Origin of the sequence: Glaciimonas immobilis (assembly GCF_011947285.1) — a bacterium.
GTDB lineage: Bacteria > Pseudomonadota > Gammaproteobacteria > Burkholderiales > Burkholderiaceae_D > Glaciimonas > Glaciimonas immobilis.
On the sequence record NZ_JAAOZT010000002.1, the window covers coordinates 771,393 to 783,685 of the forward strand.

Below are 12,293 nucleotides of genomic sequence, written 5' to 3' on the forward strand. Positions count from 1 at the left end.
CTCTTGAGGGGAATTGTCTATGAAGACTAATGGTGCTAACGGTGATAATAGCGACCGAATATTTATGCACCGATTATGCATAATAACCATAAAAAATCTTGTGGAGCAAGCAGGGGGACGTGACTGAGCGCACATTTCATCCCGTTTGGAATAGCGCTCCTATATTGTGATTCGGGGGGGTAACACAACTTCGCTAATGCAAATCATCTGGTTATGCTGGATGGGACGGAGAGGCCGATGGACTCGCCAGAGCTTGCGCTTGTAATATAGCCCGTTCTTGTAACAAGTTACTTTTTTCTTCCAATAGTCGTTCCAGTTTCTGCTCTGCCTGGGCAAATTGTTTCTCCAATAATATCGTCGCATTTTCTTTGACGGCGAGCTGCATGCGGGTGTCCAGAAATGCCTTCTGGGTTGATTCCAGAGTATTTTTAAGCTCTGCACGATCGGTGGAGAGTTGCTGTAGTTTGAATGACAGGTTCGCATGTTCAGCGGTTACCAATGCGGCTTGCTGATGCTGTGCCCGCGCCGTTTCTTGCATATCCAAAATCTCTTGTTCTAATGTTGGAATGAGCCCTAGCTGCACCTCTTGACGGGAGATATGCAATAGTTGATCGCTGCATTGTTGGCGATTGACCGCCAGATCCTGCTCCATCCGCATTAATCTTTGCTCAAATCCGCTGCGTTCCTCCGTGCGTTGGATCGTACTGGCTTCTTGATAATGCTCGAACTGGGTGCGGGCGTAACCGAGCTGCTGATGCAATGTCACGATCTCGGCGGCGCGATCCGTTAAACGATTTTGCAAGCCGGTGTTTTCGGTTTGCGCGGTTGCTAACGCTAAATTAAGTGCCCGTTGTTCGGCGCGTAGTTGTTCAAATACCTGTTGCGCGCGCGCGGCTTCTTCACTTAATTCCAGATTGGCTTCAGCGGCGGCGGCGTTTTCCTCGTGCTGACGTTGCAAAACCTCCGCCATCTCAGCGAGTTCTTTTTGATGTGCTTCTTGTGCATCAATGATTCTTTGTTCTACATCCGCCTGCAAATTATCGAAAACCACTTTTACCGCATCAATCAATGCCGGCGGAATGCCGACATCCAGCGTCACCACGCTTTGATGATGCTCTGCTTTCCAGCGTTTTAGCAGGGGAGCGATAGTGCTTTTGCTTCCGGTACTACCCAATTCTTCACGCACGCTATCGACCGTAGGATTTTTACCCTCTGCAATGAGCATATCGGCGGCTTTTGCTACGTCGCCATATAAGATTCCAATTCGGCCCATATTTTCTATCCCAATTTATTTAATATAACGTAATACATAATACGTAATAATACATTAAATTATCATTTTTTGTTGGGTTTAATTTCCGCTATATAACACACGATAATGTATGTTATCGTGTGTTATATTTTGATGTAGAATAACAGCGTTGTAATATCCGTTACAAAAACGGATTGGGTTCATTTCCGCGCTTTACGTCAGTGTGGTGCTAAGCAGATGAACAGCGAAACCACGGAATTGTTCGTCTTGAAAAAACTGATTTTCTTTGGATTAATTAATCTACTCATACCGGCGGATTAGATGCTCACAACGGACACTAAAGTGTCACCACTCAAATAAGGACCAATGCGTTGAACATCCGCGTTAAAGACAGTCAAACACAGTTAAGTGAAGACGCCCCCAGCAATTCAGTCACGCCATGGCAATTACAACACCGTGAATTTCTCGCGGCCGCAACCTCTGATAACACGCGCCGGGCGTATCGCTCGGCGATCAAACATTTTTTGGCGTGGGGCGGCATACTTCCTGCGGACGAAGCGACGGTGTTGCGTTATCTTTTGAATTTTGCACACTTGCTGAATCCCCGCACATTAGCATTACGTCTGACGGCGTTATCGCAATGGCATATTCAGCAGGGGTTTTCGGATCCCGCGGCTAGTCCCACTGTGCGCAAAACCTTGCTGGGGATACAGCGGAAAAACGGTGTGCCCGCTCAAAAGGCTAAGGCGCTGCCGGTGGCGGATATGGGATTGATCGCGACCGCTTTGCAGCAGCAAGGATCATTAAAAGCATTGCGTGATAACGCGTTATTGCAAATCACTTACTTTGGGGCATATCGGCGTAGCGAAGTCGTCCGCCTTCAATTTGAGCATATTTTGTGGGAGCCGGAGGGCGTGCTGATAACATTGCCGCGCTCCAAGACGGACCAAAAAGGCGAGGGTATTATCAAAGCTATACCCTATGGAGAAAATGCCTGTTGTCCACCCACCGCGCTACGAGTCTGGTGCAAGGCAGCTGCAATTACGACAGGACCGATATTTAGAGGGATCAACAAATGGGGGCAAATCGGTGTTGATGCAATGCATGAAGCAAGTCTTAATGGGATTTTAACCAACGCAGCAACTTTGGCGGAACTTCCGTATGTACCGCAATTAAGTAGCCACAGTTTGCGTCGCGGCCTGGCAACTAGCGCTTACCGCGCAGGAGCGCGTTTTCAGGATATCAAGCGGCAGGGCGGTTGGCGCCATGACGGCACCGTGCAGGGCTATATCGAGGAAGCGGAACGTTTTGACGAAAATGCCGCAGGCCATCTGCTGCGGCGGACCAAATGAAAGCGCAAGCAATGTTTGAATCAAATAACCAACTACATAAATGCGCGATAGGCCCTGCCACGAGCCTGTGAGCATTAGATATTGTAAACAAGTACTCCAAAAAAATTTAAAGATAGGCAAACTACAAAAAATTTTATTACCTCTTTCTCCTCATTATTAAGCGGGCTCAACGGATTGTCCCGACTGATATGGATAACCATTTATTACACGTGAAAACGGCGCAAAATCCTTTCCCAATAAATCGTATTGCGGCTGATCATTTTCACTGGATATCCTCAATAGCCTCAATAACGTTGTATCCATTTTATCGGTTTGATAAGGCCGTTTTTCAAGTTTGGTTTTATTTACTGCGAAAGGACTGTATATGGCGTTCACCCACAATAATGCTGGCACGGTATAACCGGATTCTTCTTTAATTGAATGACCGGCAAAATCACGGTTATGACCAACCTCTTGACCATGATCTGAAACATACAACAGTGCAGTCGGGACCTCTTTACTTTCCTTGGCAACCAAGCCGATTAAACTTGCCAATACCTGATCACCGTAATGAATGGCATTATCATATTCATTGCGCTTTTTGATAATCGATCGGGAGCGACCGCTGCTGCGCATACTCTGTGCAACCGCATCATCGCTTGAATCAAACACTCCGGCATTCGATGGATAACGGTTTGAGTACATTTGGTGCTGCCCCCAAAGATGCACGACTATAAATTTAAGAGGAGCGGTGTCATTTAATGCCGCTGAAACATGAGGCAATAGAACATCATCCTGCGGCGAGGCACTGCGGTATCCTGAATTGGTAAAGGTCTTTACGTCTGCATTTTCTGTGATGATACTAACAAAAGTATCACCTCTGTTAGTGTGCGTCTGATTCGATAACCAAAAAACTTTATACCCCACCGACTTAGCTAACATCACCACATTGGGGTCGGTCTGCCAACGCTCAGGAGACTCAAGCGTGGCGGGGGTAAGCAACATTTTTAATGCGTCTTGTGTGTATGCTGCTGCAGAAACGACATCGCGAAACACGACAATGTCGTTTCGTATCGCGTCAATTTTTGGTGTGGTCTTCCTTGGGTAACCATATAAAGACCAGTTATCACGATTCGATGATTCTCCAATAACTAATACCACTGTCCGTTGCAATCCGGCTTCACTTTTCAAGAGACCAACGTTTTGACTGGTGATAGCAATTTTCATCGCGGCCTGCATTTCTTTGAAGTATGCAATGTCCCTTTGGTATTCGAGATAACGGATAGGCCAGAAAGCGATCGGGTTGGCATCTCGCATGGTTGGGTTGAAATGCAGCGCAATGACAATCATAGTAAAAAAGATCGCAACCATTTTTTCCAGGCGCCGAGGAACTATTGGATCATTTAACACCCTACGGGATAGGACTCCTAAAACAAATAGCGCGCCCCCGGTAACCGCAACAAAAATTAATGCTGCTTCCGTGACATCACGCCAATTACTTGCCAAGAATTCCCATACCTCGGTCGAGGTTGTATTAAATATTGATTGCCAGACAATCGAAGTGTTTGGTGATAATCCGTAATGCAGTTGCAAAAAATAATTAGTTGTCGCATCAAGAAAAAAAATGATCGCCAGACCAGTACTGCAATACTTGGCAGCGCGATGTGTCATCTGAAAACAAAATAACAAATTCAGCGGCCCGATACAAAACAGGAACACTAGCGCACTTTTTTTCAATAGCGAATGCATGTCCACGCCACCGAGGTCGTACACCAACAACCCCAAAAATATGACGATGAAGTGCAACAAAATATTGCGGGTCACCGCGTTTTTCAATACCTTTATGGGGGAGAAGTTTTCCGGGTTAATGCAAACAAGTGCCATTTTTTCTCACTAATTGTTGAAGGTCTGCCGCAATGTTTTCAAGCGGCAACAAAGTCGCTGCGGCGTATTTTACCCACAGAAGATGCGTATTCCCCAGGTAGCTCACATAGTTAGGTGTTTTACTTAAGAGTTGTGCTGAAACGGCATCGAATGTCGAAGATCGTTAACGGATTTGTTGTATTAAGACAGCCGCCTACCAGATACCACCCGTCGCGACATACGGAATTCCTCTGTCACGGCCGTCCTAATCGACGTCGGATATGGGTGCCACAATCGCCCCGATGTATTCGGAGACTTGATATTGAAGTGAGTGGCTCACGGTCTCGTCGCCATATGTGGAATATCAGGCGTGCGGCACTGTATGTGCAGTCGGCACGTTTCTAGTAGCAGAGATATTAAGAAATACCGGAGGGCGGCCGCGCCGCTGCGAATTCAGGGCCGGCGCTGGACTGCATAGACCTTGCTTCTTGCGCAAAAAAACGCCTAACCGCATTTTAGTACTCATATTTTTATAAGCGGTCAGCAATACAAGAAGTGCTGTGATGCTCTTAGTTGAAGTTCTAGCATTCGCTTCAGGAGCCTCCTGCTGTCTCGCCTGAATTACACGTTTAGCGATTCGTATAACGAATGTCAGGTCAAGTCAGAACTACTTCACATTGGTCTGTTATTTCTAGTAGTCCTTAATAATAGCCGGGGCATCCTGAAACGAGTGGAAGATCGTCAAATTGTCCTTCTCTGCGTAGGTTCGAAACTACTGAGCAGTATTTAGCATTAGCCGTCACATATCACATCCTATTTAGCACATTGTCAAATTGTGCTAAATAGGATGTGGACACGCTGAAAACAGTGCCTTCGTAAGTCCCTCGCAGCTCGTCCGTCTCCCCAAATGCCTAGCCTTGTTGCGCTAGTAGGGCGGTCATTTCGCTAAACTCTTTATCTTGTAGCTCAAGCGTTGTGATCTATGCTTATAGACCCAGTCTTTCGCGTCTGCTACTGCCAAGAGTCGGGCATCTTTTTCCATGGCAACTTGTAAGCGCGCTTTTTCAAAAAGAACAGCCGGAATTTCTAACGTCGCCCACCCATCATTCCCCGACAGTCATTAGCCATGCCGACAGCCGATCCCATTTTTCCCATCATGCTGCCATGCATGATCAACATACCAACTGCGCCAACGGTCGCCAAGACCCCAATGATCGCAAAAATGATTAATATCATTTTTGCGAGAGAAAAATCATGCTTCATAATTACACCTCTTCTTTGTTGTGTATTCAACTGAAATCAACCGATGCATGCCTTTTCACATTCCTCTATTTACAACATTGACCCGATATCCGATGCACCGGTTGGATAGGCAAACATGGTGGTTTTCAGATCCTGTGTCGTCAAGCCATGTCGGATAGCTAGCGCGAAAAGATTGATGATCTCGTCCGCATTGGGTCCCACCAAATGGGCGCCTAGTATTTGGTCGGTCTTTTCATCAACCAACACCTTAAACCCGTTGACCGGTTCTGCCTGCTGTTGGGCTGCGAACCACGTCGCTGTTTGCTGACTTTTTATCTTAAACCGCAGGCCTTGTTTGCGCGCATCGGCTTCCGTTATTCCCACTGCGGCAATAGGAGGAAGCGTGAAAGCAACACTGGGAACACCTCGGTAATCCGGCTTTTGCTGGTTTCCGTTCAGCAGGTTGGCCGCAACGATTTTTGCGTCGTGACTGGACACCGGCGTTAAGGGCGGTCCCATCTGCGCGGCGTCCCCAGCCGCATAAACCGAAGGGTTGGACACGCTTTGTAGGTATTCGTTGAGTGTTAATCGTCCGTTCTCGATTTCAATCCCGCCAACTAATAAGTCCATCGAGGCAAATGCAGGCTTGCGCCCCGCCGCGTGCACCACCAAGTCCGCCTCAGTTATAGACTGCTTACCGTCGCGTGATGAAAAGACCAGGTAGCCATTGCCAATTTTTTCAATTTTTTCGACAGTGGTGCTAAGTTTCACGTCAATGCAAAGGGCTTTGAAGGAGGGCATCAGCCAGTCGACCAGATCGCCGTCGAACTCGGTGAGCATCCGTTCCGCGTGCTGCAAAATCGTGACATTGGCGCCTGCGCGCGCGGCAATATGCGAGAACTCTGCCGCAATATATCCCCCTCCTACCAATACGATGCGGTGGGGCAGGGACTCCAGTTCAAGAAAGCCCTCATTATTTATCAAGTATTCTTCACCCGGAATGTTCAGCTTGATTGCCTCGGCACCTGACGCAATCAAAATATGTTTTGCGTCGAGCAATTCGCCTCCTATCTGTAGCGTATTTTTGCCGACGAAGCGTGCAGTACCATGGAAGGTATCGACTCCCTTGTTTTTGTACTGGTGCTCCGTTTTTATCGATACAGGATCGGTAAAAGTGCGCTTGAACGCCATCAATGCCGCCCAATCGATATGCGCGTCTCCGGCGAGCCCCTTGCCGCGCATTCGTCGTGCATGGTCGAAAGCGCTGGTTCCACCAATCAGCATTTTTTTTGGATCACATCCGCGCAAGGCACAAGTACCGCCAAAGGGACGATAGTCAATGACGGCAACTTGCCATCCGGCTGCGCGCACCGGCATTGCTGCCGTCATCGCTGCTGTTCCGGCACCAATAATAACCAGATCATATTGCTTATTCATGGTTTAACTCCTGTTATTTGATGCGTGATTCGGCTGCCTTCCGCATAGCGTCCCGCATTGCCTCTTGTTAGCCAGCGCAGCAGGACAGTTGTGTGACATCTTTGAAGAAGGTTTGCGCGCAAAGTTTCAAGCCTTCGACCATCGTCATGTACGGAAACATCTGGTCGCCCAGCTCCTGCACTGTCATGCGGTTGCGAATTGCCAGTACCGCCGTCTGGATCATTTCGCTGGCTTCCGCCGACAGGATTTGCGCGCCGATCAGTCGACCGGTATTTTTGTCGATAACCAGCTTGATGAAACCAGTTGTATCGAAGTTCGCCAAAGCGCGTGGCACGTTTTCCAATGTTAGCAAACGACTATCGACCTCGAAACCCTCTGCAACGGCGTCTGCCTCAGTCAAGCCAACGGTCGCCACCTGCGGATCTGTAAAAACGACAGCTGGCATTGCAGTCAGATCCAGCGCAATATTGCCACCCATCATGTTCCTTGCGGCGCGCGTACCAGCTGCGGCCGCTACGTACACGTATTGGGGCTGATTAGTGCAGTCGCCTGCTGCAAAAATATGCGTGACGGACGTGCGCATATACTGATCAATTATCACCGCGCCGCTTGCGTCTGTCGCTACGCCAGCAGCTTTCAGACCTAGCCCGCGCGTATTTGCGTCGCGCCCAGTTGCAATCAACAGCCGGTCACCAGAGATGATGCCCGCTGCCGTCTCAAGATGAAACAAGTTGCCGTCATAGTGAACGTTGTTGATCTGGATATGGCTGAGAATGCGCATGCCCTCGGCTTCCAGCGCTTTTTGCAGGCCAGAGCCGATTGCGGAGTCTTCCTTGGACAGAAGCGTAGAGCGTGCAATCAAGGTAACTTTCGAGCCGAGGCGCAAAAATGCTTGTGCAAGCTCAAGTGCTACGACCGACGCTCCACAGACCAATAAATGCTTCGGTGCCTGGTCCGCCAGTAGGGCCGTTGTCGACGTCCAGTATGGGGTGTCTGCCAAACCTGGCGTTGAAGGTATAACCGGGGAGCGACCGGTGGCGATCAGGATGCGATCGGCGCCAAAGCGTTGTGGCGTGCCAGTGTCGGAGGTTACCTCAATAGTATGGGCGTCAATGAAACGCGCGCGTCCCCGCACCAGTGTCATTTTCGGACTGGACTCCAAAATTGCTTCATATTTCGCGTAGCGTAGTTCTTCCACCCGGCTTTGCTGCTGTGCCAAAAGCGCAGCCCGGTTGATGGTTGGCACGTACCTCTCGATTGCAAAGAACGGATGCTGTGACTGCTGATGAGCAAGCTGAGCGGCCCGGATCAGTATCTTCGACGGCACGCAGCCGACATTTACACACGTACCGCCAACGACACCGGCTTCAATAATTGTGACTGTCGCACCTTCTTCAATGGCTTTCAAGGCTGCGGCGAATGATGCTGATCCGCTTCCAATTATCAGCACCTTGAGGGCTTGACCACCTTTAGCTCCGGGCTGTGTAACTTTGTTGTCAAAATGGGCATCATAGCCCTTTGCGCGAATCGCTTGTATGACCGTGTCCGCCGCCATGCCAGCACTGGTGCCCACGCTCGCACGACGCTTTGCGTACGAGACCGTTGCATTCCTTACGCCGGGCACTTTGACAAGTATCGCCTCAAGCGATGTCGCGCAGCGGTGGCACGTCATTCCTGTAACGTGAAAGTCGAGTGTTTGCATTTTATTGCGCGATCTTGACCGATACTGGGTAACCCGCGTTGCCGGAAGCGTTGCGCAATTGGGCAGTGCTGGTTTTGACATTGTCGAAAGTCACGACGGCTTCTTTTTTATCAAAATTGGTCTTGACCTGTTGGACGCCCTCAACCTTCATCAGTGCTTTTTTTACCGTGATCGGACATGACGAACATGTCATGCCGGGAACATCAAGCGTGACAGTTTGGATGGCAGCAATCGCGCTGGATGAAGCAGCAATGGCCGCCAAGACAAAAGAGGCAGTAAGGATTGTTTTGAACATGATTTTTCCTAATGGTTAAGAAAGAGGGCGGCTAAATCAAGCGTAGGCTGATACAGCATAATCACCGAAAAGCCATACCGCACTCAGGGCCACAAGCTACAAATTGCATTTTTTCGCGAGTTTGATGGCGTTGATACAACGTGTCATTCGAGAAACGTCACAAAGTACGGATAAGCCAACGCAATCAGGACCAGAATTGACATAACCCAGAACATGGCGCGGTATCGAACATTGGTCTGTGGTAGCGCACAAAGGCTGCCAGGTACACAGTCGGCTGCATCAGGCCCCCGGTAAATTTGCCGGTAAGCGAGCGCCATGCATAGCAGTGCCACCATAATAAATACTGGTCGCAGTGGCTCTAGCAACGTTAAGTTGGAAATCCATGCGCCGCCGATCCCTAGACTTACAAGCACCAGTGGCCCCAAACAACAGGCAGAGGCAGCGATAGCAGCTAAAGCACCTCCGAGGAGGGTTGATTTTGCAAGTTTGTCGTTGTTCATAGGTCTCAAATTTAAGCGAATACGGTACTATAAGCTCCGTACTGTAGTACGGAGTCAATCTTTTTTGCACATGAGAGGAGGCATTTATGGATGAGAAGTTGACAATTGGCAAAGTCGCTGCTGCTGCAGATGTGAACGTCGAGACAATTCGTTTTTACCAACGCAGGGGAATTCTTGTCGAGCCACCGAAAAAGCTGCGAGGGCTGCGTTATTACGACGAGGCTGCAATCGAGCGAGTCCGTTTTATCAAGCGCGCGCAGACGCTCGGCTTTACCTTAGACGAAGTGAGTGCATTACTTGCATTGCAAAAAACCAATGCCTGTGCAAAAACGCACGATGCGGCAGAAAGAAAATTAAAAATTGTGGAAGATCGAATTCGAGATCTGGAGCGCATTCGCATTACATTGAAAGGCCTCATCGGACAATGTAAAGAGGGTGCCACCGATGTTTCCTGCCCAATTATTGAATCTTTATTGCATAGCAAACATCCATAATCGATATCGGTAAGCTATTGCTCAGAATCGCGATCAGATGAGACAGCATGTGGCAGATCATGATTGCCTGCAAGTGGCCGATTTTGGCCCGATTACACAAAACTAAATACACCCTTGAGAAGGTATTCCCACTGCTGCTTGCTCCGATTTGATCGGAAAATCTAAAAAATGCGCATCATCTTGCGATCGCGATGAAGTAATTGCATAATGAAAAAACAGTCAGGAAGCTTAATTTGAACCCCGTAATTGTGTTGTAAGCTAGAGAACTGATATGAAGTGTGGGTCGCGTTCAGAACGAAGCATTGTGGGTGGATGTCCAGCGACAGCGGGGTGTAAATTGCTTTCTATAGCAGGCAATGGATTCCGATGACGACCTTCCGAGGTGCGCTGTTTAACCCTTAAAAGAGGACCATCATGAGTACCTTTAAACAAGTTGACGACGAAATTTATATCGGCCCGCAGCCAAGTGATCAAGATCTGCAGGACGCCAGACAGCAAGGAATTCGCACGATCATTGATTTTCGGGAGCCGTCCGAGACCACTACCTCCAACGAGAAACTCACCACAAAACATCATCTGTCTTACGTTAACATTCCAGTCAATAAAACAGCGCCGGACGCGCGCCAGATTAGGGACCTGACTGATGTACTCAAAAACAAGGAGGGGCCATTTCTGCTGCATTGCTTAAGCGGCGCCCGTGCGGCGTTAATACTCTGCTTGAGCATGGCAGAAAAGCACGGCTGGAACGGCGAGCAAACCATGCTGGAAGCCAAGAAAATGGGCCACGATTTAACAACGTTTCCGGAGTTTTGTGCGTTTGTGAAACAGAACCGGGATTAGATAAGGGTTCACTGATTGCGATGTTCTAGCCCGATTCGCCTCCAGGTGTATGCGTTTTATACGCAACCATGTGCGCGCCATCTATGAATGATTGTCTGCTTAGTGCGACATCCGTGCGGCACGAGATGGTAGTGCTGATCTGGTGGTCGGGATAAAAATCAACAGGTGGTTTCGATGCCGGTTGGAAGCGATTGCGATCGCTTTTAAATGTTGTTAACAAGGATCAAAATGATGCGCTTTTACACAATAAATATTAAAAAAACCGTTGACTTTACTATTATCGGGTTAGCAACATTAACCAGTCTGACCGCGCTCGCAGACCATACCTCACGGGTATTGCCATTGCAGACCCATGCCGCTTTTTTTTCTAGTGAATCCCAACAGAAAATTCCTCTTGACCCGCAGGTATTTGTCGCAGCGCCAACGGCCCCTGCAGCAACCGGCCCGCAAGGCATTAAGCATATTGCCGGGGTACGCAATGCACTGATTTCCGATATGCCCGAGCTACCGATCATGAACGCCACGGGCAAGTCGTTGGACATGACACTGAAGGCTTGGCTGGCCGGGCAGGGCGACGTTGTTTTGACCAACATGCCTAATGGAACACAAAAAGTTACGTTAATTTTGACCCATCTATATCCACACGGCGTCTATAGCGTATTCGAAAACCATTTTGATCAAAAGCCAGTCGGATTTACGCCACTTGACGGCAATGGAACCGCGAACAAATTTGTCTCTGATGGTGAAGGCAAAGCCAATGTCACGATCATTTCGCCGTCGCCACTAACGCACGATAATGCGGTGCTGGTGATTTACCATTCCGATGGTAAAACCCATGCAAAATTGCGTGGCGATATCGGCGTTGATGCGCATCATCAACTGATTGTCCGACCGTGATCAGGACTTTTAAGAAAAGCGGAACGCAGTAGCGATACCGATCAATAATCCGCCTGTCAGCGAGGACCATGGCGTGAAGTGTGCTCAGTCAACCATCACTTTTTCCAGCGCCAGTGATACAAAATTGCTGGTACAACACTTGCATTACGGCCATGGCCGGCTTACTCGCAATACTGTAAAAAATCTGTTTGCCCTCACGTCTGGTACTGACCAGGCTTTCTTCGCGCAAGACACTGAGCTGCTGTGACAAGGTCGGTTGCAAGATGGCGGTCAAGGTTTCAAGTTCGCCCACGCTGTGTTCACTTTGGCTTAACTGGCATAACAATAGCAAGCGATCAGGGTTAGCCAACGCTTTCAACAAACTACTGGCCTGCAAGGCGGCCAGTCGCATCGCTTGGATATCTATTCCTCCTCCATTACTTTTCATCTTTATATCCAAT

12 protein-coding genes are annotated in these 12,293 nt (G+C 48.8%); 4 read left to right on the forward strand and 8 right to left on the reverse strand.

Annotated elements, in window-relative coordinates:
- Positions 1-211 precede the first annotated feature (211 nt).
- The gene (locus HAV38_RS05795; RefSeq protein WP_168053224.1) at positions 212-1,273 is read right to left on the reverse strand and encodes a DNA-binding protein; all 1,062 of its coding nucleotides are present in this window, start codon (positions 1,271-1,273) and stop codon (positions 212-214) included.
- A gap of 350 nt (positions 1,274-1,623) precedes the next feature.
- Here HAV38_RS05795 and HAV38_RS05800 point away from each other — a divergent pair, with 350 nt between their 5' ends.
- Positions 1,624-2,604, forward strand: a complete 981-nt coding sequence (locus HAV38_RS05800; RefSeq protein ID WP_168053226.1) for a tyrosine-type recombinase/integrase — start codon at positions 1,624-1,626, stop codon at positions 2,602-2,604.
- A 156-nt stretch (positions 2,605-2,760) separates the two neighbouring features.
- Here HAV38_RS05800 and HAV38_RS05805 read toward each other — a convergent pair whose 3' ends face one another.
- The 6 genes from HAV38_RS05805 to merT form a co-directional block, all read right to left on the reverse strand.
- Positions 2,761-4,467 (reverse strand): phosphoethanolamine transferase, encoded by a 1,707-nt coding sequence (locus HAV38_RS05805; RefSeq protein ID WP_168053228.1) that lies wholly within the window; start codon positions 4,465-4,467, stop codon positions 2,761-2,763.
- 1,065 nt (positions 4,468-5,532) lie between these two features.
- The gene (locus HAV38_RS05810; RefSeq protein ID WP_168053230.1) at positions 5,533-5,709 is read right to left on the reverse strand and encodes a hypothetical protein; all 177 of its coding nucleotides are present in this window, start codon (positions 5,707-5,709) and stop codon (positions 5,533-5,535) included.
- 69 nt (positions 5,710-5,778) lie between these two features.
- Entirely contained in the window at positions 5,779-7,125 is a 1,347-nt protein-coding gene (locus tag HAV38_RS05815; protein WP_168053232.1) for a dihydrolipoyl dehydrogenase family protein, read from the reverse strand.
- A gap of 67 nt (positions 7,126-7,192) precedes the next feature.
- Entirely contained in the window at positions 7,193-8,827 is a 1,635-nt protein-coding gene (merA, locus tag HAV38_RS05820) for a mercury(II) reductase (RefSeq protein WP_168053234.1), read from the reverse strand.
- Position 8,828: 1 nt separating this feature from the next.
- Positions 8,829-9,122 (reverse strand): mercury resistance system periplasmic binding protein MerP, encoded by a 294-nt coding sequence (gene merP, locus HAV38_RS05825; RefSeq protein WP_168053236.1) that lies wholly within the window; start codon positions 9,120-9,122, stop codon positions 8,829-8,831.
- Between the two features lie 143 nt (positions 9,123-9,265).
- Positions 9,266-9,622, reverse strand: a complete 357-nt coding sequence (merT, locus tag HAV38_RS05830; RefSeq protein WP_168053238.1) for a mercuric ion transporter MerT — start codon at positions 9,620-9,622, stop codon at positions 9,266-9,268.
- A gap of 86 nt (positions 9,623-9,708) precedes the next feature.
- Here merT and merR point away from each other — a divergent pair, with 86 nt between their 5' ends.
- From merR to HAV38_RS05845, 3 genes are all read left to right on the forward strand, one after another.
- The gene (gene merR / locus HAV38_RS05835; RefSeq protein WP_168053240.1) at positions 9,709-10,116 is read left to right on the forward strand and encodes a mercury resistance transcriptional regulator MerR; all 408 of its coding nucleotides are present in this window, start codon (positions 9,709-9,711) and stop codon (positions 10,114-10,116) included.
- A 414-nt stretch (positions 10,117-10,530) separates the two neighbouring features.
- Positions 10,531-10,956, forward strand: coding sequence for a protein tyrosine phosphatase family protein (locus HAV38_RS05840; protein ID WP_168053242.1), 426 nt, complete (start codon positions 10,531-10,533; stop codon positions 10,954-10,956).
- A 228-nt stretch (positions 10,957-11,184) separates the two neighbouring features.
- A complete protein-coding gene (locus HAV38_RS05845) occupies positions 11,185-11,853 on the forward strand; it encodes a hypothetical protein (RefSeq protein WP_245182210.1) in 669 nt (222 codons plus the stop codon).
- 88 nt (positions 11,854-11,941) lie between these two features.
- Here the strand turns inward: HAV38_RS05845 and HAV38_RS05850 are convergent, their stop codons facing one another.
- Positions 11,942-12,280: an ArsR/SmtB family transcription factor gene (locus HAV38_RS05850; protein WP_168053244.1), complete on the reverse strand. Its 339-nt coding sequence runs from the start codon at positions 12,278-12,280 to the stop codon at positions 11,942-11,944.
- Positions 12,281-12,293 lie beyond the last annotated feature (13 nt).

Excerpts from the sequence above, each read along its gene's own strand:
- HAV38_RS05795 (WP_168053224.1), bottom strand. The coding sequence starts at position 1,273 with ATGGGCCGAATTGGAATCTTATATGGCGACGTAGCAAAAGCCGCCGAT.
- HAV38_RS05805 (WP_168053228.1), bottom strand. The coding sequence starts at position 4,467 with ATGGCACTTGTTTGCATTAACCCGGAAAACTTCTCCCCCATAAAGGTA.
- HAV38_RS05810 (WP_168053230.1), bottom strand. The coding sequence starts at position 5,709 with ATGAAGCATGATTTTTCTCTCGCAAAAATGATATTAATCATTTTTGCG.
- HAV38_RS05815 (WP_168053232.1), bottom strand. The coding sequence starts at position 7,125 with ATGAATAAGCAATATGATCTGGTTATTATTGGTGCCGGAACAGCAGCG.
- merA (WP_168053234.1), bottom strand. The coding sequence starts at position 8,827 with ATGCAAACACTCGACTTTCACGTTACAGGAATGACGTGCCACCGCTGC.
- merP (WP_168053236.1), bottom strand. The coding sequence starts at position 9,122 with ATGTTCAAAACAATCCTTACTGCCTCTTTTGTCTTGGCGGCCATTGCT.
- merT (WP_168053238.1), bottom strand. The coding sequence starts at position 9,622 with ATGAACAACGACAAACTTGCAAAATCAACCCTCCTCGGAGGTGCTTTA.
- merR (WP_168053240.1), top strand. The coding sequence starts at position 9,709 with ATGGATGAGAAGTTGACAATTGGCAAAGTCGCTGCTGCTGCAGATGTG.
- HAV38_RS05840 (WP_168053242.1), top strand. The coding sequence starts at position 10,531 with ATGAGTACCTTTAAACAAGTTGACGACGAAATTTATATCGGCCCGCAG.
- HAV38_RS05845 (WP_245182210.1), top strand. The coding sequence starts at position 11,185 with ATGATGCGCTTTTACACAATAAATATTAAAAAAACCGTTGACTTTACT.
- HAV38_RS05850 (WP_168053244.1), bottom strand. The coding sequence starts at position 12,280 with ATGAAAAGTAATGGAGGAGGAATAGATATCCAAGCGATGCGACTGGCC.